This is a genomic window from Dyadobacter sp. CY323 (genome assembly GCF_021390245.1).
Classification (GTDB): Bacteria; Bacteroidota; Bacteroidia; order Cytophagales; family Spirosomataceae; genus Dyadobacter.
Genome location: NZ_JAJUXH010000009.1, coordinates 134,412 through 159,307, shown reverse-complemented (window position 1 = coordinate 159,307; position 24,896 = coordinate 134,412). Strand labels below are relative to the sequence as shown.

Genomic DNA, 24,896 nt, shown 5'->3' with positions numbered 1-24,896 from the left:
CGATTAATTCAGATAGTCGGAGTTATAGACTTGCTTTTTAGACTTGTTCAGATACTTTCGGCAGTTCGAATCGATAGACGTCATCCATACCGCCTGTATTGTCAACTGTGACATTCAGATCGTTCAAAATACCGTTTTTGATATCGTATACGATGCCGTGCACCTGTAGTTGCTGGCCGTTTGCCCAGGCGTTTTGTACGATGCTGGTTTTGGCGAGATCGTGAACTTGCTCGTGCACATTCAATTCTACCAGCCGGTCACTTCTCTTTTTGAGGTCGGTAATGGCATTAAGTTCATTCTGGTGCAGACGATAAACATCTTTAATATGACGTAGCCAGTTATCGATCAAGCCTACCTGCTTGTGTCCCATAGCAGTTAAAACTCCTCCACAGCCATAATGGCCGCATACGATGATATGTTGGACACCCAGTACATTTACCGAGTAATCGAGTACGCTCAGCATACTCATATCTGTGTGAATCACCATGTTAGCGATATTGCGGTGCACAAATATATCGCCGGGCTGAGTGCCGGTTATTTCGTTCGCCGGTACCCGGCTGTCTGAACAACCGATCCAAAGAAATTTGGGGCTTTGGCCGTTTGCCAAGTTGGTGAAGAAATCAGGGTTTTCTTGAGTTGTAGCTGCAACCCATTTTTTATTTTTTTCGAAAAGCTCGTTATATGAATTGATCATGATCTGTTAAAATTTTGAAATGACACGTGCGGCATCATGCATCTCCGATGAAAAATTTCATCAGGACAGGCATGCCTTAACTAGTAATGCAAAAATAAATCAGATCAATTCGGGGGGAGGCGACAAGAGATTGTAGAAAATCTCAGTATGCGCGGCAGTACTGTAAGAGAAAGAATTTTTAAGTGGAATGGCTAAGCAGAATTTACCGAAATCCACACTATGCGGGATCAACAACAGGTCGTCGCTAATCTTCTCAACTTCTGTTTTTTCATTATCACAGGTGCCAGAATCACAAAGCACTGACGACTTCTCCTTTGCCAGCAAGAGGCTGGCAACACCTGTGGCTTTACAGATTAGGAAGGCCGTGAGCAGTATGAGACAAAGGGATCTTAGCAACTTAATACAGAATTTAAAGAAACATTAGGGGAACACCCAACTGGCCTAAAACGTTCGCCCTATACGAACTTATTGTCCGGGCGAGTTACTTTTTTTACGGTTTAATGTTTGTATAACAATAAAAAAAGGGTCGTTTTAAACAACCCTCATTTATTAATTTTCCAGCCTTTTTCGTGATTTTCCAGCCAACGACCCACCAGAAAGGCGGAGCTTAGCAGAACAATATAAAAGGCAATCATTATGATGGTCATTCCCATAACTGTATTCAATTAATCTAATTAGAGACGGACAAAAATAGCTAAAAAATGACTTCGTGAAACCAGGGTAATAAAATTTTAAAGAACTCCTTTTGTCGATGGCATAAAGTCAAGTGCCTTCAAATCTCTTCTGACAGCCATTTTTATGGCCTTGGCAAACGCCTTGAAAATGGATTCAATTTTATGATGCTCATTTTGACCTTCTACTTTAATGTTCAGATTTGAAAGCGAAGTATCTGAAAATGATTTGAAAAAGTGAAAGAACATTTCTGTTGGCATTTCCCCGATTTTCTCACGCTTGAAATCCGCATCCCAAACGATCCATGGTCTACCTGAAAAATCAATCGCAACCTGGGCAAGTGCCTCATCCATAGGTAACAAGAAACCATAACGGTTAATCCCACGCTTGTCACCGATGGCCTGGCGATAAGCTTCCCCCAATGCCAATGCGGTATCCTCAATTGTATGATGCTCGTCGATGTGCAGATCACCTGCGACGCGGATCGAAAGATCTGCGCCGGAATGTCGCGCCAGCTGATCGAGCATATGATCAAAAAAACCGAGTCCGGTATGAATGTCAGACCGGCCGCTTCCATCGAGGTTAAGGTCTATTTTAATCTGCGTTTCTTTGGTATTTCGTTCAACGGAGGCGATTCTGGAAGGCAATTTTAAATGTTCGTAAATGCTGTCCCAGTCATTCGAGATTAATGAAGTTGCCGCATTCATCTGATCGGACATCCCTTCTTTTGGCAGAGAATCAGCCAAAAGAATTGCCTTTGCGCCAAGGTTTACCGCTAATTGCACGTCAGTAAGTCTATCGCCGATCACATAACTGTTAGCAAGATCGTAATCTGTTGAGAAATAGGTCGAGAGCATGCCTGTTCCTGGTTTCCGGGTTGGAAGATTGTCTTCGGGAAAGCTGCGGTCAACGTGTATTTGAGCGAATTGTATATTTTCACCGGCCAGGGTTGCAAGCATTTTGTTATGCGCAAGCCAGAACGTATTTTCTGGAAAGGAATCGGTACCCAAGCCATCCTGATTAGTTACCATAACCAGTTCGTAATCCGTTTCTTCAGCTATTTTCCGAAGGTTTGAAATTGCTTTCGGCAGAAATTCAAGCTTTTCAAGAGAATCAACCTGAAAATCGGTAGGCGGCTCAACAATGATCGTTCCGTCGCGATCAATAAATAGTACTTTTTTCATTAACTGATTTTTGGAATATATGCATTGCAGGTCCGGAAGCGAACCGGTCTGGGGTTGCAAAGTTCGCAAAGTATATGGATTTGTAAAAAAATATAAGAAATCAAGGTAATGAACAAATCGTAACTTTGTATTTTAAAATTTGTGATAAAACATGTTTACAGGAATTGTAGAGTCAATCGGTGAGGTGGTGCATATAGTGTCCGAAGGTACTAACAAGACTTTTACCCTTCAGTCGCCGATTGCGACGGAATTTAAAATTGACCAGAGTATCAATCACAATGGTGTCTGTCTTACGGTAGTCGGTGTGGAGCTTGACCATTATCGCGTGACGGCAATCGAGGAAACGCTGAGCAAAACCAACCTGGGAACGCTCTTGCCGGGCAGTAAAGTCAATCTGGAACGATGTATGCCGGCAAATGGCCGGTTTGACGGTCATATTGTTCAGGGTCACGTGGATCAAACCGGAACATGTACTTACGTTGAGGAGCGTGACGGGAGCTGGCTTTACGATTTTGAATATGATGCTTCAACCGGGAATATAACAGTAGAAAAAGGTTCTATTTGTATCAATGGCGTCAGTCTGACCGTTTTTAATTCCAGGGAGAATGCGTTTCGCGTCGCGATTATCCCTTATACCTATTCTTTTACCAATTTTCATGCTTTGAAAGCGGGTGATTCTGTGAACCTTGAATTCGATATTTTAGGAAAGTATATCAAAAGAATTCTTGGCTCATATACGGCATAGTGTATTTGGTTCTTGGAATATTACGTTTATTTTTACCCTTCATTAAGTTTCGCGCACAAGTACATTCATGGCCAAAATAAGTACACAATCCAGAAAGGACCTTCTAACACATATTGGAATTATCGTCTCGCTCCTTTTGGTTCTTTTTCTGGGATTCTTTTTTGTCTATCTCCCTTTCACAACGAACCACGGTGAGGCTATTACGGTACCAGATTTGAAAAAGAAAAGCGTCGAAGACCTTGATGACTTTCTGGGGGACCGGGATCTTCGGTATGAAGTGGATTGCACATTTGTGACGAATGTACCGGCTCTAACCATCATATCGCAATATCCGCTACCCGGCTCAAAAGTGAAGGAAGGCCGGAAGATTTACGTCACCGTAGTTTCGAGAACCGCGCCGCTGATCAAAATGCCGAAGCTGACCGACATGACGCACCGGAGTGCTCAAATGCTCCTTAAAAGTGTGGGATTGGAGGAAGGAAATATTTCCTATGTGCCTGATATGGCTCAAAATGCAGTGTTGAAACAAATGTATAATGGCAAAGAAATCCTGCCCGGACAACCCATTGCAAAAGGCGCCAAGATTGATCTGGAACTCGGTGAAGGGTTAGGGACGGCGCAGTTTGAGGCTCCTTCGGTACTTGGAATGCCACTGGATGAGGCCAAGATCGCTATAATCGGCGCAGGTCTGAAAGTAGGGCAACAAATGATCGTACAGGCTGAGGAAGGTCAGGCACCGGGATCGGTCGTGAGGCAAAATCCGGACGCCGGCAATAATGTGAGGATCGGAGATGTAATTGATCTCTGGGTCACTCCGCAAGCAGTTGAACCAACTGAGAATGAAAGTGATCAAGGGCAACAGTTTTAATTTTTTCATCAACAATAAACGTATACTGATTCTGTGGATGCTCATCCTGTTTCAGTTGCCTGCAGTTTATGCCCAGTTGAAACTGGTACCTTTGGAAGGTTTGCCCGGTGAGGACGATGGATATTCTTTTTCAGGTGAAGATCTTTTACGGACAGACGCTGCATTAACACTTCCATTTTTCGAAGATTTCTCCACGGTAAAATCCGCAACTCCGGGTACAAGAAACTGGCTCTCCGGCGGTGGGGTTTACATTAACAATACTCTTTCTGGTTCTCATCCTTCCCTGAACATCGCAACGTTTGATGGTCTGAATGCGGGAGGAACTCCTTACAATCTGGTCAATCCATTAACTCAGAATTTTACAGATACACTAACTTCTCAGCCGATTAATCTGGCTGGCAAAACCGTTGCCGATTCAGTTTATTTAAGTTTTTACTGGATGGCGAAAGGTTTGGGTGAATTGCCCGATTCCAGTGATTTTTTCCAGGTGGAGTTTCTTTCTAAAACGGCTGGTTGGGTGACGGTATGGAATCAGGCAGGCTTTAATCTTGATACCCTATTTCACCAGAAATTCATCAGGATCTCCGATCCGGGGTATTTTCATGACGCATTTCAATTTCGGTTCCGTTCCTATGGCCGCAATTCCGGGGCTTACGATACCTGGCAACTCGACTACATTTATCTTAATGCAAAACGATCTGTAAAGCAACCTTACCTATTTGATGTTGCCATGAGGAAACCTGTTTCGCCGCTTTTGAAACGATATACTGCGATGCCCCTCAGGCAGTATCGGGTTAATCCTGCATTAGCAACTTCGGATTCAGTCCGAACGGATATTGTGAATCATTTCAATAATTTCAATATCCTGACGAGCACTTTTACTATTACGGATGCGCAGAGGGGGACTGAATATTTTAGAAATGTGCAAAGATCTATTTATGTAGAATCTCTGAAATCAAAAAGCTTGTCTGTGAAACCGGCAGCGTTGAATATTAATGCGACTTTGGATAGTATTAATCTTTTAAGTAAGTTTTTCGTGATCACCACGGATACGATTCCGAATGTGAACCTTAAAACCAATGATACAATTACAGCCAGGGTCGCATTGACAGATTACTATGCTTTTGACGATGGCAGCGCAGAGTATGGGGTGCAGGTGAATCAAAAGTTGGGAAGGGTGGCAGTCCAGTATATTCTTTCAAAACCTGATACAATAGGAGGCGTCAGGATTGCTTTGGCTCCTTTCAATAAAGATATTGCTGGACAAAGTTTTACAATCCAGATCTCTAATAGTAAAAATGGGCGTCCTGATCAGGTGATTTCGCAACGGTCGGTAGCAGTCAGCTATCCAAACGTCCGAAACGGCTTTATTGATTATCAATTCGCTAATCCCGTGGCCGTGGCAGATACTTTTTACGTAGGTTGGCTGCAGATAAACGAGCAACCGGTTACGGTAGGATTTGACCGAAACTCAATACTTGGCAAGAACGCTATTTTTTACAACCTCGGAACCGAGTGGGCCAGGGAAACCTCATTGAATGGAAGCATTATGATCCGTCCCTACCTTGGAAAAAACGCGCGGGGTGTCATAACGGGTATTGAAACAAGCAGCCCGGATTACTTCTTCCCCAACCCCAGCAGCGGCATTATTAACTGGAACAGCAATTCATTAAAAAGGATTGATGTTTTCAATGTGCAGGGAAATCAGATTGACACTATTTTACCTGATGGAAATATAAAAGCAGCATCTGTTTCTCATTTAAGCGCCGGGATTTATTTCCTGAAAGCCAATGATGGGAAACGAAATTTTGTCCAAAAGATGTTAATTGTCAAATAGCATTAAAAGCAACAAATTCTACTAATATGGATATTACAGTTGAGGAATTAAAAGAGCGTCTCGAAAAGGGGGAAGATCTGCATTTTTACGATGTACGCGAAGAACATGAATATGAAGAGGATAATCTTGGGGCCATTTTAATCCCATTAGGTGAGCTCCCGGATCATCTGAACGAGCTTGAACCGCTGAAGAATGAAGAAATTATCATCCATTGCCGTTCCGGAGCGAGAAGCGGCAAAGCGGCCAAGTATCTCGAGTCTCAGGGATATTCGAATGTCCGTAATGTCTTGGGTGGAATCTTAGCCTATCGGGAACTGGAAGATTAAGTTCTAAATGGCAGTTTATAAATCTTTGTAAGCTGCCATTTACTTTATTAAGTGTTTCCGATTCGCTGCTCAATATAGGATAGCACCCCCTCATAATCGTCAGCCTGAAACCACTCAAAGTTTCCCTGATGCCGGAACCACGTTAGTTGACGTTTTGCATAACGTCGCGAATTCTGCTTCAATAGCCGCTCCATCTCAGCCCCGCCATATTCTCCGTCCAGATAGCCATAAATTTCCTTGTAACCGACTGTTTGCAGCGCATGGTGTGATCTGTAAGCAATAAGGCTTTTCGCTTCTTCAAGCAGGCCTGCACGAAGCATTTCATCCATTCTCAGATCTATTCTTTGATACAGTTCCGAACGATCACGATCCAAAGCAATGCAAATGGACTCAAAAGGTCTGGTTAAACGTTTTTTTTGCTGAAACTGGCTAATGGGAAGTCCGGTGGTCAGGTAAACTTCGAGTGCTCTTAACACTCTTTGCGGATTAGCGATTTCCTTCGTTGCCGCAAATTTCGGATCTATGGTCCGGACTTCATCCTGAAGAGTGGCGAGACCTTCGGAAGCCAGCCTTTTAGTCAGGGAATCACGCAGCCCTGGCAGAGGTTGGGGGAGGTCATCAAGACCTTCAAGTACAGCTTTTACATAGAATCCGGAGCCACCTGTCAGAATTACATAATTGTGTTTTTCGAAAAGTAATTCGAGCAATTTCAAAACATCTCTTTCGAAATCGCCCGCACTATAAGTTTCGGTAATGGAGTGTGAGTTAATGAAATGATGTGGAACCTTGTCCAGTTCATATTGAGAAGGCTTGGCAGTTCCTATATTTAGTTCGCGAAAAAACTGGCGTGAATCGGCTGAAATAATTTCTGTTTTTAATTTCTCTGCTAGCTGTATTGAGAGGGTGGTTTTCCCCACTGCGGTAGGCCCGGCAACAATGATCAGATATTTTTTTTGCTGGTTTGGCATTGTGCGGTTTTTATTTCAATTTTAGTTGCTGCAAAAATAGAACTCACGGGATAGTTGCACCACTATTTCTTATAATTGCGTATTAACTCTTACTTATAGCTTTCTTTTAATTCACAATTTAAACGTTAACAGTTATGTTCAAAAGATTATTACTTTTTGCCTGGATCGGGTTGATGGTTGTTCTGGTAAGTGGTTGCAAAGGGGAACAGGGGGACGTGGGGCCAGCTGGGCCAAAAGGAGATGCAGGCGCAGCCGGACCTGCCGGCCCAGCGGGACCAGCGGGGGCGGATGGACAAGATGGCACGGGCGGTGGGGGGGCAGCGATACTGTCGATTGGTGAAATCGGGACTACGGCAGATGGTGGAGTTGTGGGCCGAATTGGAATTGACAGCTTGTCTGCCGAAGAAGACGAATTCTATAACAGCGCTGTTGTCATGGTGTATGTGAAAGTGCAGGGTGTTTGGTGGCCTTTACCAGGTACAGTAATTTTTGATGACGAAAAGGCGAGCGACTTCACATTTATCCACGGTATCCAACAATCTACATTTTTTGTTGATATCATCAATGTGAGGTGGTACGAGGATGTGCAAACCGTCCCAATGCGCACATTTGAAGATATCCGCATTATCCTTGTGCCAGGTGCTCTTGTAAGAACCTCTGCTGAGACTGATTGGAAAGATTACAACAAAGCAGTTGAAGCACTTGGTTTGTCTGAAAGCGACGTTAAAACCGCTAAGAGATAATTTGATGAGGAAGTAATATTCGGGGAAAAAGTCAATAAATACAAAAAGCACCTCTAAAGGTGCTTTTTGTATTTATTGACTTTAGATTTATGGAATTAGTACTCCCACAAACCATGTTCCAACTCCATCAATTCCTGCTCATAGTTAAGAGATTTAATTAGTGCCTCTTTTTCTCCACTATAAATGTCCAGGAATCCCTGATCTTTTGCATTTGAGAACTTCGTAATCCGACCATAAAAAAGTCGAAGATCAAATGCGTCAGCCAGGTTTTTATTCTGAGCTGTGTTATGGGTGTTATACCAAATGTATTTCTTTGGGTCACTTCTGAAAAGCCTTTCAGCGTCTTTCCAGCGGAATGATGCAACTGGTAATTCCAGGCCAGTCGCAGTTTGTTCAGAAGGAAGAATGATAGACACTGTTTGCACATCATTGTAAAGACGTGATCTCTTCTTGTCGAATGTCCAATCTTCTCTTAACTCAATGATACTAAGTTGCTCAGGGAAATATTCTTCTTCCGTAGAAGCGACCTGGGTTTCAAACGACGTGGAATCAACTTTTGGCTGTTCCACAACCGGTGGCTCTTCCTTGGCTACCTGATTTTTGGTACCTTTTTTTGTGGTTTTCTTTTTAGGAGGTCCCCATCCATCATCTTCCTGCGCTACCTCTTTTTTAGCATCCTTTTTGGTATTACCCCATCCGTCATCGGCAGCAGCAGCTTGCTTGGCAGGGTCTGCTTTTGGTTTTGCTCCCCAGCCATCATCTGTTTTCGTCGCTTCTCCAAAACCTGCGGCAATCTCTTCCGCAGATAATCCGGCTGTCTGATTCGGAATCAGAATACGCTTATGCAATTCGTCAGCCGTAATTTTAGTAGTGCATGAATCGTTGGTGTAAGCATCGATTAAGCCAGCCTTAGCAGCTTCCAATAGGTAACGGGTGATTTCGTTGTTTTTCGAAAACATCGCTATGTTTTGCTTTTCTTTCAAATCAACCCTTCTCCAAAGCGTTCTTTTCATCATTACATCTCCGTCCGCAATCGGGCGGGATGAGAATTGATTAGCAGTCGAATCTTCCTTTTCCTGAGCAAACGCAGCCCCAGTTCCCAGCGATAGGGAGATTAAGGACCATGCAATCGTTTTTCCGTTCATTCTTGTCATAGCATACAAAGTTGTATTGTCCAATCAACGACTAAAATTGTGAATTAGTATAGCGGAACAGTTCTGTATTGATTACCCATTTCCACTTCATTCACAGCACCTTTGAAGTTCTGGCGTTCCACCTTCAAAATCGTGACTACATACCTGTCGCCAGGCTGAGCCTTCTGCGCCAGAGATGAGATAGATCCGCCTCCACCTTTCAAAGTAACACCATCAATACGCCTGTTATTTCTGGCCAGCGAAATCTCAACTTCCGAAACTCTGAATTTAGCGTCTTCCGGCGAGAAGTTCTTGAAACTCTCATCTGGAATTGCAATAACCTGGATGCTTCTTGTTCCACTTGCAGGCGCACCTTTTCTTTCATCAAAAGTGGCCCCATTCACCCGTATTTCAAGCGAAGGTTTAGGAACCTTATTCACACGGAATGGCTCCGAACCTAAAACATTGCCCGCGTTGCTAACTGTAATGTTCAACTGCGCACGATTCGGCACGATTGTAAATTTCCCTTTTTGCCCACTTTGAATAATCTCACCGCCGTCTGTTGAAAAGCTAGGAGCCCATAGTGGCCCCAAAGCTGGACTTTGAATGCTTAATTTATTAGCACAGCCAAGATACAATGGAGGCAACGTTCCGGTCTCTATCTGGTACGAAGGTTTCACTACGAAATACTCCTGATTCATTGTATAAGTAGTATCGCGGCCAGAAGGTGTTGGGATTGTAATTCTTGCCTGCAATTCACGCTTCGCTAGACCCTCTGCATTGTATCCGCCGCCTTGCGCAGTGAATTCAATAAGACCAATACCATTTTCAACTTTTACCGGAGATCCATTAAGGCTCATTTTCGGTGTGATCCCGGATGCAGATGCTGCTATGAACATTTGCCCTTTAAACTTGGTACCTGCAACTACTGTCTTCGCATCAGCACTCACCATCGCCAGAACCCGGTCGAATTTGACGTCTGCAGCTCCCACCTTACTTGCAAGATAATTAAGTACTTCACCTTCCATACGGCGAATATCTGTCTGCTTCTGGCTTAAAACGGCCAATGCAGCAGCAACGGGAGTAGATTCGAAATTTAATTCAGCAAAATCCTTATTCCTTTGTTCCTTATTACCTTTTATAACCTGATCTTCTTTTCCATCAAGTGCAAGATTTTGGAACTTGTTAGGAGATAATTGATTAAGCTGAGCAGTATAAGCATTCAGAGTTTGTTTCAACTTATATGCTCTGCCGTTTTTGCCGACACCGATCATCATTTCTGCAACCTTCGCTTCTTCTTGTGGGTTTTTTATACCACCTTCTTCATTAAGTCCGCCACCTGCCTTCGCGACAATTTCCTGTTTTACGGAGTTAATTTCGTTGGTAATGTCGGCAGAATATTTACGTACTTCTTCCGCTTGCTTAATTACAGCAACATCAGCCGCACGGTTTCCGGACTTCTCAACCGCTTTCTTTATTTTAAGTACTGTTTCTTCGTTTATTCTATTAGCTGCTCCGGAAGATAGTTCCAAAGAATTGTTCAGAAGAATGAATTTTTCTATAATGGCTGAACTTACCTGCAATGCGAGCATCGCTGTAAGTACCAGATACATCATTCCAATCATCTTTTGACGGGGTGTTTCTTTTCCACCTGCCATATTGTTCAGTAATCAGTTATCAGTGATTAAATAATTTATTGATAACAAACATTAATAATTCACTTGATGGACTTACTAGCTGCTTGTTAGGGATTATTAGGCATTACCACCGCGCATCGCTGTCAGCATATTACCGTAAATGCCGTTTAGAGATGAAATATTAGTGGTCAGTTTAGACATTTCATTTTTAAACACTTGCGATTCTTTTGTTGCATCGGCCATGTTTTCCATTGCAGCAGTCAAGTTGCCATAGAAAGCGTTCATTGCTTTCAGGTGTTTTGTTGTGTCCTGAAGCTCGAGTTCATAAACGGCATTCAGAGCACCCATATTTTTAGTGATTTGCTGGAACTGCTCGCGATAAGATTGGGCATCCTTTGTAGCATCAGCCATGGAGCTCATTGCATTAATGGCAACACCGTAAGACTTGTTCATATCATTGATCGCCGTTGAAGCATTTTTTACATTTCTTGCGTAGTCATTTGTAGCGACTGTGGCATCTGTAATGTCAGTGATCTTGCCAACTGTATCAGATAGGTTTCTAAATCCTTTACCCAGGCTGTCGAAGATTTCAGGTGAAATCTTAGCATTGTCGAGCATGTTGTCGAGCTTGGCCGTAACATTGCTGCTTTGTGTTGAACCACGCGTGATTGCTGGTCCATTGTAATCATCGGCGAGCTCCGGATAAACGCGCGTCCAATCCGGATCTTTATCGTTTGATTGAGTCAGAGTTTGTAATGCATAAAGAAGGAATATAAGTACCTCGGTACCAAGACCGGCAGTAAGTAGAGGTCCTCCAAAATCCCAGTGTTGAATCTTTGCCAACGCTCCCAAAATTACAACGGCAGCACCCGCACTATATATTGTTGGTACTAGTTTATCCCAAAAAAAATTAGGTCCGCTATTCTTAGCCATACGAATTGAAATCAGTTACAGTGAAAAATTAATGATGAATGAAAGTGTTATTTGTTTTGAATAGATCGTAAAAAAGAAGCAGTGTCTAAACGCTGCTTCTTTCATAAAAATTGTATGTTCTAGCGACGACGAGCACGCGCACCACCACGGTCGTTTACATTGTCCATTACGCAGCGGAACCCAATGAAGGCACGACGTTCGGTTTCATATTCGAAAGTACGGGTACCAGTCTGAAGATAATAAGCGATGTCTTTCCAGGATCCTCCTTTTACAACCTTACGAGGTTCGTCGGGGTTGTTATATTGTGGGTTCATATCCCAAACAATTGCGGTAGCATTGTCCGTGTACGCATCCGAAGTCCATTCAGCTACGTTACCAGCCATGTTATACAAGCCAAAGTCATTTGGATTATACGCATTTGCCGGACCTGTATATGGATATCCGTCAGCATCGTAATTACCACGCTGCGGTTTAAAGTTTGCAAGAAAGCATCCTTTCGCATTCATAGTGTAAGGATTTCCCCAAGGATACTTGGCCACAGCCCGACCGCCACGTGCCGCCCATTCCCATTCAGCTTCAGTAGGAAGACGGAAACCTGTGGAATTGAACTGTCCCTCTTTGTTTTGAAAATCATGGAGGAGATTTGTACGCCATTTTGAAAAGTATTCAGCGCCTGTCCAGCTCACACCAACAACCGGGTAAGTGTCGAAACCTGGGTGCTGGTAATAATATTCTACGAATGGATCACCGTTGGAGTAGGCAAAGTCTTTTTTCCATACCGTTGTGTCAGGGTAATATTTAGACATAATCTCTTCTTCCCCTAAAACGGACACGGAGTCAACAAGCAATGCATTAACAAACTGGCGATACTCATTGTTGGTAATTTCAGTATCATCCATAAAGAAAGAACTGATCGTCACCCGCCTGTTCATATTGTTCATCGAAGAGGCTATATCTTCATCAGCCTGGCCCATTACGAAGGATCCGGAAGGTATTACCACCATACCCGCCGGTGTTGTTTGTTTGAAACCCTTGCGGGCTGTTGCGGTGATCTCACCATTGGCAATGCCGCTTTCTTCTTTTCCTCCCTTGCCAAACTTACTCTTGATAAATCCGCAACTCTGCATGAGCATAAGAGCGGCTATCAAAAGCAGACTTTTGACTCCATCCCGATAGAACACTTTCACATTCATAGTGTTTTTGTAAAATTTGAATAATAAAATGTTAGCCTAAAAACGTCGACCAATGATATATAGTATAACCTGAATAAAAACTAAAAATCAATTTTGAGCAGTGCGATTTCAAAAAAAATCAGGAGAGAAAACCATGCCTGAAGAGTTACGAAATCAATCAATTATCGTCTTAACGTAAGAAAAACGGAAATGGTATAAGGGACATTTATTTTACAAATATAAATTAAAGTTTCGCAAAGTGGTCAACGCTTATTCTCAAGTGACTTACAAAAAAGTCACATTGCGTGCGGTCTAATGGCTTTTTTAATAATTTGAAGATGCAATGTCATTTTAGCTTGAAGTAATTAAGCTCTGATCAGAAGCGAAAGCGGGGTGTTCTTATGATTGTCTTTTTACCAAATTTCGGAGATGGTAATGCGTAAGAAAGCATCACTTCAAACGAGGAAGGCGCTTTTGCACGATCGCCTCCAATCACCATATCATACGCTCCCGAAAGTCTTAAAGATTGATCGGTTAGCAAATATACGCCGCCCATAATGATGAAGTAAGTGTCTTGCTGTCTGTAAGTTCCACCAATCCAATAACGCTTATTATAGGTGACAGTCGCACCACCTTCAACCGATACCGTACTAATGTCGGATTTTACCAGAACAATGGGTTGAATGTCCAGCAAATAACCTAATTCAATATTTACCCCGGCATTGAAATACAGCGTTCGCGGCAGGGGATTAGTCGCAGTTTCAGAACCCAGTTGATATTTAGGTTTCAGAAAATGGTTTAGAGAAACTCCCGCATAAAATGCTTCGTTTTCATATCGGGCACCCACTGCAAAATCAGGATTAATTTCTGAGATTACACCTGTCTGGATCAATGGATCATCCGGGTCGCGCGCACGCAGTTTTCCATAATCGATCGCCTGGCGGAAAAGTCCCGCACTTGCTCCGACCTGGAAATTACCGCCTGCAAAAGGGATATGATACGCTGCTGAAATTTTGAAATCCTGATCCGTTCTCGGTCCACTTTTATCATTAAGTGCATAAAAGCCTATACCGAAATTTTTGAATGGCATGCTGAATGAAAAGAGTTGCGTCGACAGCGCGCCTCCTGTATCATCTATATTGGTACCTTGGTAGCCAGCATATTGTGTCCGATGTGTTAATTGGAATTTAGTCAATCCATCAGCACCGGCCGCGGCGGGATTCAGGTAAAGCTGATTGAGCGAAAAAAGGCTGAACTGGGCATCTTTCTGAGCATCAGCAACTAGAGGAATTATCAGCAAAACGGCGAACGCCTTTATGTATTTAATACTTTTAATAGTAAACGTAAAAGTCATGCTGCTGGGTTGGTTTGAAGAACTTGCCGATAGTCTCCGGATTTAATTCATAACGCATATTGCTTAAAAAAATTGATAAAAGCATAAAAAAGCCCTGGAAAATTTCCAGGGCTTTTTTATGGGTAAAACTCGCCTAAATCTGGTTCGCTTTCCGGATATACAGGTCAAGCGCCCCGGTCATCGAAGGTGCATTTGGAAGTGGCGCCTGAATGTCACAGATCAGACCAGCATCTTCCACCGCTTTGGCAGTAGTTGGTCCGAATGCGGCGAGACGAGTGGAGTTTTGTTTGAAATCAGGGAAATTGTCAAATAAAGACTTAATTCCGGATGGGCTGAAAAATGCAATAATGTCATAGTAAACGTCTTCCAGATCTGATAGATTCGCCGAGCCCGTTTGATACATTACTGCTTCGGTGAAGCTAAATTCCTCGGTGTCAGCAAATTCGGGAATGTCGTTTTTGCGTACGTCCGAGCAAGGATACAGGAACTTCTCCTTTTTGTGCTTCCGCATAAGTTCGATCAGCTCAGCAGCCGTTTTCGTGCCTGTGAAAATCTTCCTTTTACGTATTACGATGTACTTCTGGAGATAGTTAGCCGTTTGTTCTGAAATGCAAAAATATTTCATTGTTGCAGGAACTTCGATCCGACCTTCGTTGCAAATCCTGAAAAAGTGATCGATTGCATTACGGCTTGTAAAGATGACAGCCGAATAGTCCAGAATGTTGATTTTTTGTTTTCGAAAGTCCTTGTAAGAAATTCCGTCAACTTGTATGAATGGCCTGAAATCTACCTTAATGTTGTATTTTTTAGCCAACTCATAATATGGTGAATTCTCGTCTGCGGGTCTGGATTGACTAACTAAAAGGCTTGTAACTTTCTTAAGTCTTTCCTGATCAAAATTGATGGTATCACTCATGTAAAATCCTCATTAGTTTATTCCCTTCCTTGTTTTCTTAGTTATAATGCAAATTTCATACTAACAATGAGTGGGATTATTTCAATGACGCAAAGGTAAGAAAATAAATAGAGATTAATCAATGAACCGGAAGGCTTGGTCACCACATACAAAGCGACAAATCGGGCCAGATAGAATATTGAAAAGGGTAGGAGGATGTAGGACTTTCCGTCCGCAAGCCAGTTAACATGGTTGAAGCTCAATGCGAAAACGACCAGAAACAATAGTGAATAAAACAGGTAGGAGGATTGCACTATTTTGATAAAAATAATATCGACGTGTTTATCCAGATTGAGCATATTTCCAGCAAGTACCATACAGATATACTTGGTATAGGTCAACACAAAAAAGATGATCGAGAGAATCAGGAAATCTCCAAGAATTTGCAACGTTGTCGATTTGTCGGACAAAATAGTACTGACTGCAAACAGGTTAAGTTTATTCGTGGATAGGTAAACCGCGATAAAAGCCATCAGCATGGCACTGGTAATAACAAAGAAAATAGTGGTATTGCTGTATGGCTTATTGATCTTGGCGAGCTGATCCCGCGGGTCGCTATTGAAAAACTCGATTGGATTTATCAAACGTATGAATGACAATGGGTTGAGGTTAAAGACCCAGGCATTTATGATCAGAATGAGGATTAATGCGATACCGGCAAAATTACCAAATGGCGAAGATGCGATCGGTCTAATGTTGATGAAATTGGAACGAGTAGTCGTGGAAAGTGCCTCGTCACTACTTTTTTTCTCGTGACAGAGCAGGACGGTTTTGTCCAGAATTCCGGGATTACCGTACAATGTCACCAAAAGTTCTTCTTTTTTGTAAATCCTGTAGAGGCTATCGATAGACAACTCCTGCCACGTATTTACTTCAAGCTTGTTCTGTAACGCCCCCTCAATGAAAAGATAGCTTTGATTTTCCGCTCTGACCAGTAAAGTATATCGTCGGTTTTTGAGGAGATCGATGTATAGACTCACATATTGCGTCCCCTCGTTGATGCCCTGCGAAAAAGGCACATAGTTTTTATATTGGCTATTGTATACGAGCCAATCATTCTGGTAATCGTAAACAGGAAAGAACCTGGGAGGAGGATTGACTTTCACCGCCGCCTCAGCAAATGAACCAGCAAAAAGTAATGCTGAAAAAAAAGCCCAGTAAGCTGCGGAAATGATGGACTTCATTGGTACAAAAAAGGGCGGAGTTTCCCCAGCCCTCTGATCTTTTTATACGTAAGTAATATTATTTTCTTCCTAGTGCCAGAAGCATCGTTTCTCCAATCAATGCAGGTGACTCAGCTACAAAAATACCCGATTCTTTCATAATCCGGATTTTCGCTTCGGCTGTGTCATCGGCACCACCGATAATTGCACCGGCATGACCCATACGACGTCCTTTTGGGGCAGTTTGGCCAGCTATAAACCCAACCACAGGCTTTTTGTTACCGGTTGATTTTACATAATGAGCAGCTTCTGCTTCCATGCTACCACCAATTTCACCGATCATCACAATCGCCTCAGTTTCAGGGTCGTTCATTAATAATTCAACGGCTTCTTTCGTAGTGGTACCGATAATAGGGTCGCCTCCAATACCGATCGCAGTTGTTTGTCCCAATCCGGCGCGGGTCAGCTGATCTACGGCTTCATATGTAAGTGTTCCCGATTTTGAAACCAAACCAACAGTTCCTTTTTTAAAGATAAAACCTGGCATAATACCTACTTTGCATTCCTCGGCAGTGATGATTCCAGGACAGTTTGGGCCAATCAGGCGACAGTTTTTACCTTTGATATATTCTTTCGCCTGCATCATATCCTTTGTTGGGATACCTTCTGTGATACAAACAATGACTCCAATACCAGCGTCAGCAGATTCCATGATAGCATCAGCGGCAAAGGCCGGCGGCACGAAAATGATTGATACGTCTGCTCCGGTTGCGCGCACTGCGAGATCCACGGTATTGAAAACAGGTCTTTCCAAATGAGAGAGTCCGCCTTTACCAGGAGTTACGCCACCTACCACGTTCGTACCATATTCAATCATTTGCTGGGCATGAAAGGACCCTTCTGAACCGGTAAATCCCTGAACTATAATCTTAGAATTTTTATTAACTAAAACGCTCATATTGGTAAATCAGTTTTTTTGGTAAAAGTAGAACGAAAAGCACGAAGTAGCAAAATGTAACCAGAATTTGTAAATTGCTTTTTTGACAATCTGATGGGTGTTTATGGATATACTTAACAATCCTCACATATTTTCCAACGTCGTCTTAAGTTTCACCAGCCTGTTCATTTTTTTTAAATATTTTAACCATCAACCAATCATTGCCCGCTGGCTTTGGGGGATATTTTTGGTTAGTATTTCTCTGGTTGCACTTACTGATTCTCTTGTTTATGCCGGGGCCGGATTTTTGGAAAATACCAGAACGATCTTAGTAGCCGGGGAAATGACGCTCGGGGCACTTTGCCTTGTTTCAGCATCCTGGTGCCTGATTATGCGTTATAAAGGCGGTAACTTTTTGTTATCGGCAACCATATCCCTCGGTCTGTTATTATTTTATTGCATTACCTGGTTCAAAGTCGAATATGTTGGGCTGATCATCAAATCCCTCTGCATATTGGTCACGTTACTGATCTCCTGCGTGGGACTGGCCAGCAAGCAAAAAAGCGCACTCTGGGTTGTTTTTTCCATGATGCTTCTCGCATTGTCTACAAAATCCGGGAAGTTGCCGATCCCGATGGATCCGGTAGACATCAATCATTATATGATGGTATTATCGGTAATCTGTGTCGGATTAGCCGTGCGCGACCAGTATAAAGTGCTGTTCTGACATTAGTTTTCAAACAAATGTTAATGAATTGCTTTTTAAAAAATCCGTGTCGTAAATTGCACCCATCAATTATAATCAAACAAGTTTACTAATACTCAGAATATGAAAACGACCAAGTATGGTGTAATGCTTCTTGCCGCTGTTGTGGCGTTTGGAGCCGTTACAATGAACCCTGTTGAAGCTAAATTACCAACTGGCAGAGCAGTGGTTAGCGATGTGAAGCAAGTAAAAACCATCGTGATAAAAGGAAGTGATGCAATGCAATTCGACCTGAAAGAAATCAAAGTGAAGGCCGGACAAAAAGTAAAACTTACGCTTACACATTCAGGAAAACTTCCCAAAGCTGCAATGGGACACAACTGGGTACTTTTGAAACCTGGTGTTGACATTGCTGCGTTCGGTTCGAAAGCTGCTGCTGCAAGAGAAACCGAATACATTCCTAAGTCGGAGGCGGCAAGCATTGTTGCTCATACCAAACTTGTGGGTGGCGGAGAAAGTGATACTGTTGAGTTTACAGCACCAGCAAAAGGAACATATACATTTATTTGCAGCTTTCCCGGACATTATGCATTGATGAAAGGAAGCTTCATTGTTGAGTAAGAAATAGTTTAGTCAATAAAAAACGGCGTCGGATTTTCCGACGCCGTTTTTTATTGACTGCTTGTTAGTCAGATCTCTGCCAATTGCCTTTCAATGAGATCAACGATCTCCGGGCGGTCCCATTGCGACGCGCCAATTTCTTCTGCGAGGATTTTTCCTTTGTAAATGATATAAGTTCTTGGAATTGCATTCCCATCCAATGCAGCCGGATACGGCCCGCTGAATTGATAAAATGGCAAATTATACCCTTTCCTTTCGATAAAAGGGTTTACTGTCTCGGCATCTTCGTCCGAGATAATGTAGAATGCAATTTTTTCATGCGATTTATATTTATCGTAAAGCTTTTGAATGCCAGGCATTTCCATATTACAAGGCCCGCACCATGTTGCCCACACGTTCATGAAAATCAGCTTGTTTTCATCCATTGACACCGGCTTTCCATGCAGGTCTCTCAGAGCGTCAAGGTAAACGGATGAAGATCCTTGTTGTTCGTCTGCCGATACCACGTCGGATTGCCGCACGGTAGGTTTGAAAAATGCCAAATAGACTGCCGCAAAGCCAATCACGAGCAACACGATGACAAAAAATTTCTTGGATGTCGAATTCATGAAGCGAAAATTAAGTGAAAACCTGATAAATTTTGTCTTTCGTAAGAGAGTAAAAGTACCCATATTCTGACGAAAGAGTTATAAAAACTTCTTTCAAAATAGGCGTTTCCTTTTATTGATGCTGAAACGGAATTTGAATACTTTTATGGAATAATTGTAACAAATAACGGATTTGAGGAAACGGTTTACATTCATGAAAGTTCTATTTCGGGGCATTTTTCTATTTATAACATGCTTCCTGCCCTACCAAATCATTGCGCAACGTTCAGCTGCGGAATTCTTCGAAGAAGGAAATACAAAAGCAGGTACGGGCGACTTCAACGGGGCCATGCAGGCCTACACATCGGTCATTTCAATGAATGCCGACCATGCTCCGAGTTATTTTAACAGGGGATTGGCAAAGGCAAACCTCAAAGATCACCGAGGGGCAATACTGGATTACGATAAGGCCATTGAGCTAAATCCGCGAGAGGCGCTTTACTTCCAGAGCCGCGGTGTCAGCAAAAGTTTGCAAGAGGATTTTCGCGCGGCAATTGAGGATTATTCCAAAGCGATCGAACTGAACCCGGAGGAGCCAAAAGCCTACTACAATCGTGGTGTGAGCTATGCAAAACTGAAAAACCATCGGAATGCATTAATAGATCTCGACCGCGCGCTTTCTCTTAATCCTGATGAACTTGCTGCATTATATGCGAGGGGAAATTGTAAACAGGATTTGCAGGAATATGCAGGTAGTCTTGCGGATTTTACCAGAGTGATTGAGCTGAGTCCCAAACGAACAGGGGCGTATGCCGGTCGGGGCCTTGCGAAGCTGGAACTTGGTGACTATCAGGGTGCAGTACATGATTTTACGCGGGCAATCGAACTAAGTCCGAATGACAGCGAATACTACACGAACAGAGGGTTTGCAAAAAACAGGATTGAAGATTACCAGGGAGCGATCATTGATTTTGATAAAACCATACAATTGAATCCCGATGACTATCAAGCGTATTATGGCCGGGGTTTTTCAAAAGGTAAACTCAATGACTCAAGAGGCGCGATTGCTGACCTTTCGAAATCAATAGAATTAAAAAATGCGTATGTCGGTGATCCCAAGAAGATCGTTTACTCCGGTAAAATAAACCGGGACAAACTGGATGAACTGCGGGATCAGGTGAAGGAAAACATTAAGATCGATAATCTGACGCACGAGCGGGCCGAGGCGTATTTTATGAGAGGTATCAGCAAATCGAAGGTGGGAGAAATTAAAGGTGCAATACAAGACCTGACAACTGCCGTGGAATTGAACCCTACCTACTCAAATGCATACTTTTCCAGGGCAATGATACGCTCACAAAGTGGTGATCAAATGGGCGCCGTACTCGACTTCACAAGCTCAATCAAACTTCGTTCTGACTACCCGGAAGCTTATTACCTGAGAGGCATTTTGAAAAACAGCCTTGGGGAAGTAAACGATGGTTGTATGGATCTGAGTAAAGCGGGTGAACTCGGGTATCAGCAGGCGTATAAGGTGATTTCTAGTTATTGTAATTGATTTTTGTGAGATGTGAGATGTAAAATGTGAGATGTAAAATGTGAGATGTAAAATGTGAGATGTGAGATGTGAGATGTGAGATGTGAGATGTGAGATGTAAAAGGTGAAGACTAGCCTAACATAAAATCACCTCACATTTCACATCTCACACAAAAATCCAGCTTACGCTTTTTTCAAATTCTCAGCTACTTTATCCCAATTCACTACATCCCAGAATGCTTTGATGTAATCGGGGCGCTTGTTTTGATAATGTAGATAGTAAGCATGTTCCCAGACGTCCAGGGCCAAAATAGGGGTTCCTTTGAAGTCCGACACATCCATCAATGGATTATCCTGATTTGGGGTAGAACCAACTGAAAGCTTACCACCCTTTGCAACCAGCCACGCCCATCCTGATCCGAACCGTGTAGTTGCTGCTTTGCCAAACTCTTCTTTGAACTTATCCAGCGATCCAAACTGACCGTTGATTGCATCAGCTACCGCGCCAGTCGGTCCGGCAGCCTTTTTCGGGCCCATTACTTCCCAGAAAAAAGTATGGTTCCAATGTCCGCCACCATTATTCCGGATCGCCGCGGGGGCTTTACCGATCGATTTGATGATTTCGTCCAGTGATTTTTTCTCGAATTCTGTCCCTTTTACAGCATCGTTGAGATTTTTAACATACGTTGCATGGTGTTTTCCATAATGGATCTCCATGGTCATCTTATCAATGCTGGGCTCCAATGCTCCAAAATCATAAGGAAGTGGAGCTTGTTTGAAAGGTGCAGTCTCCGCATTCAATCCAACGGAGGAAGATGCAAAGGCATTTTTAGTGAATGCGCTTACAGCAAGTGAGCCACCGGCCAGGGTTTTCAAAAAGTCTGTTCTATTCATAAAAAGAAAATTAAAGGTTAGTATCAATCATATGCCACCCGGCTTATGATGCTGCGCCCGAGCGTTATTTCGTCGGCATATTCAAGATCGCCGCCGATAGGTATACCACGGGCAATGGTGCTCATTTTGACACCCGTGGATTTCAATTTTTTCTGAAGATAAAATGCGGTAGTATCACCTTCCATTGTAGGGCTTAATGCCAGGATTATTTCTTTTACAGGCTCACTTTCTTCCGGGCTTTCAATGCGCGAAACAAGCGAATCGATCTGTAAATCAGCGGGGCCGATCCCTTCTAATGGAGATATGATACCGCCGAGCACGTGATATAAACCCTTATACTGGTTTGTTGATTCAATAGCAAGTACGTCACGCGTGTCGACTACTACACAGATAATGGATTGGTCACGCCTGGCATTGGCACAAATGTTACAAAGCCGCTCATCTGCGATATTATGGCATTTTACACAATAAGTCGTTTTGGTGCGCATATTCAAAAGCGCTTCCGAAAGAGATTTGGTTTGTTCCTCTTCTCTCTTGAGCAAATGTAATGCCAGACGTAATGCGGTTTTCTTTCCGATTCCCGGCAGACGGGAAATTTCACTAACTGCATCCTCAATGAGCCGTGAGGGGTAATTCATAAGCAGGGAAACGGAATGTTGAAAATGTAGGTACTGATCAATGGATCTCGGCCGAAATGCCTCTGCGGCAAATCTCGTTGCGCATACCGGCCAATTCTTCAAAGGTGCCTTCTTTTACAGCACATTTACCTTTATAATGAATGATAAGGGTACATTGCTCAGCCTGTTCGCTGGTATGGTTGCAAACCTCCATTAAAGTATCGATTACCCAATCGAATGTGTTGACCTCGTCATTGTAAATGACGAGCTTCATGATGTCAAGTTCAACTGTTTTTTCCAGAATTTCGACCTCCGTATCTGTGAGCGCTTGCATAACAACCAAATTTCTGTTTGATTAGCAAATCTAATTAAAAACGCAGATTATTAGAAGTTTTAAGTGCCTTTTAATCCGCTGCTCCACTCATTCAAATACCCGCTTTAATGAATCCATATATATCCCTGGTCATTCTGATTGCCTATTTTGGAATGCTCATAACGGTATCTATTTACACTTCAAGGGGAGCTGATACCAACACTTTTTTTACAGCTAACAGGCAGTCTCCGTGGTATCTCGTCGCATTTGGAATGATCGGTACCTCGTTGTCGGGAGTCACATTTGTTTCCGTTCCCGGGGCGGTTGTCAATATTCAATTTTCCTATTTTCAGGTAGTAATCGGATATATTCTCGGTTATCTGGTGATCGGGACTGTGTTAATGCCGCTTTATTACCGGCTGAACCTTATCTCCATTTATTCGTATCTCGAACAGCGTTTTGGATTTTGGTCTTATAAGACAGGATCAGGTTTTTTTCTGTTATCGAGAACAATCGGCTCGGCGGTGAGATTGTATGTGGCCGCGCAGGTTTTGCAGCTTGCATTGTTCAAGCCACTAGGTATTCCGTTTGAGGTGGCCGTAGCCATTACCATCTTTCTGATCTGGATCTATACGTTTAAAGGTGGGGTCAAAACCATTATTGTCACAGATACGTTGCAGACGTTTTTCCTGATTACTGCGGTTATCCTGACCATCATTTTAGTCTCAAATGAATTGAATCTGAGTGGTTTCGGGGATATCTGGAACAGGGTGCAGACCAGTGGATATTCCAAGATTTTTTACTGGGATACCAACGATCCCAAAAACTTCTTCAAACAGTTTTTCGCCGGCGTTTTCATCGCCATTGTTATGACGGGCCTGGATCAGGATTTAATGCAGAAAAACCTGACTTGCAAGAATATTGGAGAAGCCCAAAAGAATATGTTTTGGTTCACGATCGTTTTGGTAATCGTCAATTTCCTGTTTCTGTCGCTCGGGGCACTTCTTTACGTATATGCGGAAGCGCAAGGCATTCCTACTCCTGCGAAATCAGATGATTTTTACCCAATGCTGGCGCTGAATCATTTAGGCCTTGTAGTAGGGATCACATTCCTTTTGGGGATCACAGCCGCCACATACGCCAGCTCCGATTCAGCTCTGACTGCATTGACCACAGCTTTCTGTATTGATTTTATGGAAATAGAAAAGAGGCCAGAGGAGCAGCGATCGGTCATTAAATTTTGGGTGCATATCGGCTTTTCGGTCGTTTTCTATCTGGTTATCCTTGTCTTCAACCGGCTGAACAGCAAAGAAGTGATCACGGCTGTTTTTGATCTGGCTGGTTATACTTATGGCCCGTTGCTCGGATTATTTTCCTTTGGGGCATTTACAAAAAGACCTGTCCGGGATAGGTGGGTACCGCTGGTTTGTATCATCGCGCCCATTCTTACCTACGTCATCAATGATCATTCCGCAGAATGGTTTAATGGCTACAAATTCGGATTTGAGCGACTGATTATCAATGGACTGATTACCTTCATCGGATTATGGATTCTACATAATCCCAAACCCCTCGCGTCTGCTCAATACGCTTCGCCTAAATAGCCTGTATGAGAGCCGTGAAAAAAATAAATTCTGATTTTACTGTAACATTTCATTCGTTCGCTTTTAAATGGGAATGTTCGGTACCGAACAGCGGTGATGAATGGCTTTCGGATGCGGAAAAATGTTTGAAATATTTTTAACTCATTAAAAATCAATTGGTTACTTAGTAGATGTTTTGGTTTGATTTATAGAAAATCGAAATCTGGCACATCCTTTTTTAGTTATAGTTCAACCGGGCAGGATGCTCGGAAGCAATTATAACTAATATTAGCCATGAAAATTTCAAACGTTTCAAACCTGTTCTGCGCACTGGCGCTCACTTTGTCTCTTGCCTCTTTCACAACAGACAAAAAGAAAAGTACCGACGAAAAAGCAAATGCAGTCACATTCGATGCAGCGCTTTACAAAGTCTCTCAAACGAATAAAGTCAAATTGTCGGTAGACAAACCCGTTGATGATAAGCTGAGAGTAATCCTGAAAGACAAAGCCGGAAAAGTGTATTACAACGAGGTGTTCAGCGAAAAAGATTCAAAATACCGCCGCGTATTTGATCTGGAAGAAATGAATGACGGAACTTACTATTTCGAGTTGTACGACAAAAAGAACAAACTGGTTAAAGAAGTTGAGATCCGAAGCACGAGCGAAAAGCTTATTTCATTACAATGAGAAGCTCCGGGGACTAAATCGAGTAACCAA

Annotated in this window: 25 protein-coding genes; 10 read left to right on the top strand and 15 right to left on the bottom strand. The window is 42.8% G+C overall.

From position 1 onward, the window contains the following. Positions 1 to 37: 37 nt before the first annotated feature. Positions 38 to 694: a carbonate dehydratase gene (can, locus tag LZG72_RS15090; RefSeq protein WP_233873843.1), complete on the bottom strand. Its 657-nt coding sequence runs from the start codon at positions 692 to 694 to the stop codon at positions 38 to 40. Positions 695 to 1,425: 731 nt separating this feature from the next. Continuing rightward, complete coding sequence (gene hisB / locus LZG72_RS15085) at positions 1,426 to 2,550, bottom strand: bifunctional histidinol-phosphatase/imidazoleglycerol-phosphate dehydratase HisB (protein ID WP_233873840.1); 1,125 nt, start codon at positions 2,548 to 2,550, stop codon at positions 1,426 to 1,428. Between the two features lie 151 nt (positions 2,551 to 2,701). Between hisB and LZG72_RS15080 the strand changes: the two genes are divergently transcribed. The 4 genes from LZG72_RS15080 to LZG72_RS15065 all read left to right on the top strand — a co-directional run bounded on the left by LZG72_RS15080 (position 2,702) and on the right by LZG72_RS15065 (position 6,326). Beyond that, on the top strand, positions 2,702 to 3,295 hold the full coding sequence (locus tag LZG72_RS15080) for a riboflavin synthase (protein ID WP_233873837.1): 594 nt from the start codon (positions 2,702 to 2,704) through the stop codon (positions 3,293 to 3,295). A 67-nt stretch (positions 3,296 to 3,362) separates the two neighbouring features. Then, complete coding sequence (locus LZG72_RS15075) at positions 3,363 to 4,163, top strand: PASTA domain-containing protein (RefSeq protein WP_233873834.1); 801 nt, start codon at positions 3,363 to 3,365, stop codon at positions 4,161 to 4,163. Beyond that, on the top strand, positions 4,135 to 6,000 hold the full coding sequence (locus LZG72_RS15070; protein WP_233873831.1) for a T9SS type A sorting domain-containing protein: 1,866 nt from the start codon (positions 4,135 to 4,137) through the stop codon (positions 5,998 to 6,000). Before LZG72_RS15075 ends, LZG72_RS15070 begins: the two co-directional genes overlap by 29 nt. 26 nt (positions 6,001 to 6,026) lie before the next feature. Then, positions 6,027 to 6,326, top strand: coding sequence for a rhodanese-like domain-containing protein (locus LZG72_RS15065; protein ID WP_233873829.1), 300 nt, complete (start codon positions 6,027 to 6,029; stop codon positions 6,324 to 6,326). A 47-nt stretch (positions 6,327 to 6,373) separates the two neighbouring features. Here the strand turns inward: LZG72_RS15065 and miaA are convergent, their stop codons facing one another. Beyond that, positions 6,374 to 7,294: a tRNA (adenosine(37)-N6)-dimethylallyltransferase MiaA gene (gene miaA, locus LZG72_RS15060; protein ID WP_233873826.1), complete on the bottom strand. Its 921-nt coding sequence runs from the start codon at positions 7,292 to 7,294 to the stop codon at positions 6,374 to 6,376. A 134-nt stretch (positions 7,295 to 7,428) separates the two neighbouring features. On the opposite strand from miaA, the gene LZG72_RS15055 reads away from it, so the two are divergent. Next, the gene (locus tag LZG72_RS15055; protein ID WP_233873823.1) at positions 7,429 to 8,037 is read left to right on the top strand and encodes a hypothetical protein; all 609 of its coding nucleotides are present in this window, start codon (positions 7,429 to 7,431) and stop codon (positions 8,035 to 8,037) included. Between the two features lie 95 nt (positions 8,038 to 8,132). On the opposite strand, the gene gldN is transcribed toward LZG72_RS15055, so the two are convergent. The 8 genes from gldN to sucD form a co-directional block, all read right to left on the bottom strand. After that, positions 8,133 to 9,182, bottom strand: coding sequence for a gliding motility protein GldN (gene gldN / locus LZG72_RS15050; RefSeq protein ID WP_233874043.1), 1,050 nt, complete (start codon positions 9,180 to 9,182; stop codon positions 8,133 to 8,135). 53 nt (positions 9,183 to 9,235) lie between these two features. Further along, positions 9,236 to 10,828 (bottom strand): gliding motility protein GldM, encoded by a 1,593-nt coding sequence (gene gldM / locus LZG72_RS15045; RefSeq protein WP_255701031.1) that lies wholly within the window; start codon positions 10,826 to 10,828, stop codon positions 9,236 to 9,238. A gap of 96 nt (positions 10,829 to 10,924) precedes the next feature. Then, a complete protein-coding gene (gene gldL / locus LZG72_RS15040) occupies positions 10,925 to 11,740 on the bottom strand; it encodes a gliding motility protein GldL (protein WP_233873820.1) in 816 nt (271 codons plus the stop codon). A gap of 119 nt (positions 11,741 to 11,859) precedes the next feature. Further along, positions 11,860 to 12,933 carry an SUMF1/EgtB/PvdO family nonheme iron enzyme gene (locus tag LZG72_RS15035; protein ID WP_233873817.1) on the bottom strand — a complete coding sequence of 358 codons (1,074 nt, stop codon included), beginning with the start codon at positions 12,931 to 12,933 and terminating at the stop codon, positions 11,860 to 11,862. Positions 12,934 to 13,288: 355 nt separating this feature from the next. Continuing rightward, complete coding sequence (locus LZG72_RS15030) at positions 13,289 to 14,266, bottom strand: type IX secretion system membrane protein PorP/SprF (RefSeq protein ID WP_233873814.1); 978 nt, start codon at positions 14,264 to 14,266, stop codon at positions 13,289 to 13,291. A 133-nt stretch (positions 14,267 to 14,399) separates the two neighbouring features. After that, positions 14,400 to 15,182 (bottom strand): uroporphyrinogen-III synthase, encoded by a 783-nt coding sequence (locus LZG72_RS15025; RefSeq protein WP_233873811.1) that lies wholly within the window; start codon positions 15,180 to 15,182, stop codon positions 14,400 to 14,402. A 41-nt stretch (positions 15,183 to 15,223) separates the two neighbouring features. Next, positions 15,224 to 16,405, bottom strand: a complete 1,182-nt coding sequence (locus LZG72_RS15020; protein WP_233873808.1) for a DUF4271 domain-containing protein — start codon at positions 16,403 to 16,405, stop codon at positions 15,224 to 15,226. A gap of 58 nt (positions 16,406 to 16,463) precedes the next feature. Beyond that, entirely contained in the window at positions 16,464 to 17,342 is an 879-nt protein-coding gene (gene sucD / locus LZG72_RS15015) for a succinate--CoA ligase subunit alpha (protein ID WP_233873805.1), read from the bottom strand. Positions 17,343 to 17,445: 103 nt separating this feature from the next. On the opposite strand from sucD, the gene LZG72_RS15010 reads away from it, so the two are divergent. Continuing rightward, positions 17,446 to 18,048: a hypothetical protein gene (locus LZG72_RS15010; protein WP_233873802.1), complete on the top strand. Its 603-nt coding sequence runs from the start codon at positions 17,446 to 17,448 to the stop codon at positions 18,046 to 18,048. Positions 18,049 to 18,150: 102 nt separating this feature from the next. Beyond that, on the top strand, positions 18,151 to 18,648 hold the full coding sequence (azu, locus tag LZG72_RS15005) for an azurin (RefSeq protein ID WP_233873799.1): 498 nt from the start codon (positions 18,151 to 18,153) through the stop codon (positions 18,646 to 18,648). A gap of 68 nt (positions 18,649 to 18,716) precedes the next feature. Here azu and LZG72_RS15000 read toward each other — a convergent pair whose 3' ends face one another. After that, positions 18,717 to 19,256: a TlpA family protein disulfide reductase gene (locus tag LZG72_RS15000; protein ID WP_233873795.1), complete on the bottom strand. Its 540-nt coding sequence runs from the start codon at positions 19,254 to 19,256 to the stop codon at positions 18,717 to 18,719. Positions 19,257 to 19,449: 193 nt separating this feature from the next. Between LZG72_RS15000 and LZG72_RS14995 the strand changes: the two genes are divergently transcribed. Then, positions 19,450 to 20,793 carry a tetratricopeptide repeat protein gene (locus LZG72_RS14995; RefSeq protein ID WP_233873792.1) on the top strand — a complete coding sequence of 448 codons (1,344 nt, stop codon included), beginning with the start codon at positions 19,450 to 19,452 and terminating at the stop codon, positions 20,791 to 20,793. A gap of 162 nt (positions 20,794 to 20,955) precedes the next feature. Here LZG72_RS14995 and LZG72_RS14990 read toward each other — a convergent pair whose 3' ends face one another. Genes LZG72_RS14990 through LZG72_RS14980 form a run of 3 tightly spaced genes read right to left on the bottom strand, consistent with a single transcriptional unit; the run spans position 20,956 to position 22,617 of the window. Beyond that, positions 20,956 to 21,666: a superoxide dismutase gene (locus tag LZG72_RS14990; RefSeq protein ID WP_233873789.1), complete on the bottom strand. Its 711-nt coding sequence runs from the start codon at positions 21,664 to 21,666 to the stop codon at positions 20,956 to 20,958. Positions 21,667 to 21,689: 23 nt separating this feature from the next. Then, positions 21,690 to 22,304 carry a recombination mediator RecR gene (gene recR / locus LZG72_RS14985; protein WP_233873786.1) on the bottom strand — a complete coding sequence of 205 codons (615 nt, stop codon included), beginning with the start codon at positions 22,302 to 22,304 and terminating at the stop codon, positions 21,690 to 21,692. 37 nt (positions 22,305 to 22,341) lie between these two features. Next, the gene (locus LZG72_RS14980; RefSeq protein WP_233873783.1) at positions 22,342 to 22,617 is read right to left on the bottom strand and encodes an ATP-dependent Clp protease adaptor ClpS; all 276 of its coding nucleotides are present in this window, start codon (positions 22,615 to 22,617) and stop codon (positions 22,342 to 22,344) included. Positions 22,618 to 22,724: 107 nt separating this feature from the next. Here LZG72_RS14980 and LZG72_RS14975 point away from each other — a divergent pair, with 107 nt between their 5' ends. Together LZG72_RS14975 and LZG72_RS14970 are read left to right on the top strand one after the other, a co-directional pair. After that, positions 22,725 to 24,200, top strand: a complete 1,476-nt coding sequence (locus LZG72_RS14975; RefSeq protein WP_233873780.1) for a sodium:solute symporter — start codon at positions 22,725 to 22,727, stop codon at positions 24,198 to 24,200. A gap of 273 nt (positions 24,201 to 24,473) precedes the next feature. After that, positions 24,474 to 24,866, top strand: a complete 393-nt coding sequence (locus tag LZG72_RS14970; protein WP_233873777.1) for a hypothetical protein — start codon at positions 24,474 to 24,476, stop codon at positions 24,864 to 24,866. Positions 24,867 to 24,896: the final 30 nt, after the last annotated feature.

Coding starts and splice junctions, on each gene's coding strand:
- LZG72_RS14975 (WP_233873780.1), top strand. CDS start 22,725: ATGAATCCATATATATCCCTGGTCATTCTGATTGCCTATTTTGGAATG.
- LZG72_RS15010 (WP_233873802.1), top strand. CDS start 17,446: ATGGATATACTTAACAATCCTCACATATTTTCCAACGTCGTCTTAAGT.
- LZG72_RS15065 (WP_233873829.1), top strand. CDS start 6,027: ATGGATATTACAGTTGAGGAATTAAAAGAGCGTCTCGAAAAGGGGGAA.
- gldN (WP_233874043.1), bottom strand. CDS start 9,182: ATGAACGGAAAAACGATTGCATGGTCCTTAATCTCCCTATCGCTGGGA.
- LZG72_RS15055 (WP_233873823.1), top strand. CDS start 7,429: ATGTTCAAAAGATTATTACTTTTTGCCTGGATCGGGTTGATGGTTGTT.
- gldM (WP_255701031.1), bottom strand. CDS start 10,828: ATGGCAGGTGGAAAAGAAACACCCCGTCAAAAGATGATTGGAATGATG.
- hisB (WP_233873840.1), bottom strand. CDS start 2,550: ATGAAAAAAGTACTATTTATTGATCGCGACGGAACGATCATTGTTGAG.
- LZG72_RS15020 (WP_233873808.1), bottom strand. CDS start 16,405: ATGAAGTCCATCATTTCCGCAGCTTACTGGGCTTTTTTTTCAGCATTA.
- recR (WP_233873786.1), bottom strand. CDS start 22,304: ATGAATTACCCCTCACGGCTCATTGAGGATGCAGTTAGTGAAATTTCC.
- can (WP_233873843.1), bottom strand. CDS start 694: ATGATCAATTCATATAACGAGCTTTTCGAAAAAAATAAAAAATGGGTT.
- gldL (WP_233873820.1), bottom strand. CDS start 11,740: ATGGCTAAGAATAGCGGACCTAATTTTTTTTGGGATAAACTAGTACCA.
- LZG72_RS15025 (WP_233873811.1), bottom strand. CDS start 15,182: ATGAGTGATACCATCAATTTTGATCAGGAAAGACTTAAGAAAGTTACA.
- LZG72_RS15000 (WP_233873795.1), bottom strand. CDS start 19,256: ATGAATTCGACATCCAAGAAATTTTTTGTCATCGTGTTGCTCGTGATT.
- azu (WP_233873799.1), top strand. CDS start 18,151: ATGAAAACGACCAAGTATGGTGTAATGCTTCTTGCCGCTGTTGTGGCG.
- miaA (WP_233873826.1), bottom strand. CDS start 7,294: ATGCCAAACCAGCAAAAAAAATATCTGATCATTGTTGCCGGGCCTACC.
- LZG72_RS15080 (WP_233873837.1), top strand. CDS start 2,702: ATGTTTACAGGAATTGTAGAGTCAATCGGTGAGGTGGTGCATATAGTG.
- LZG72_RS15075 (WP_233873834.1), top strand. CDS start 3,363: ATGGCCAAAATAAGTACACAATCCAGAAAGGACCTTCTAACACATATT.
- LZG72_RS15070 (WP_233873831.1), top strand. CDS start 4,135: ATGAAAGTGATCAAGGGCAACAGTTTTAATTTTTTCATCAACAATAAA.
- sucD (WP_233873805.1), bottom strand. CDS start 17,342: ATGAGCGTTTTAGTTAATAAAAATTCTAAGATTATAGTTCAGGGATTT.
- LZG72_RS14995 (WP_233873792.1), top strand. CDS start 19,450: ATGAAAGTTCTATTTCGGGGCATTTTTCTATTTATAACATGCTTCCTG.
- LZG72_RS14990 (WP_233873789.1), bottom strand. CDS start 21,666: ATGAATAGAACAGACTTTTTGAAAACCCTGGCCGGTGGCTCACTTGCT.
- LZG72_RS14970 (WP_233873777.1), top strand. CDS start 24,474: ATGAAAATTTCAAACGTTTCAAACCTGTTCTGCGCACTGGCGCTCACT.
- LZG72_RS14980 (WP_233873783.1), bottom strand. CDS start 22,617: ATGCAAGCGCTCACAGATACGGAGGTCGAAATTCTGGAAAAAACAGTT.
- LZG72_RS15035 (WP_233873817.1), bottom strand. CDS start 12,933: ATGAATGTGAAAGTGTTCTATCGGGATGGAGTCAAAAGTCTGCTTTTG.
- LZG72_RS15030 (WP_233873814.1), bottom strand. CDS start 14,266: ATGACTTTTACGTTTACTATTAAAAGTATTAAATACATAAAGGCGTTC.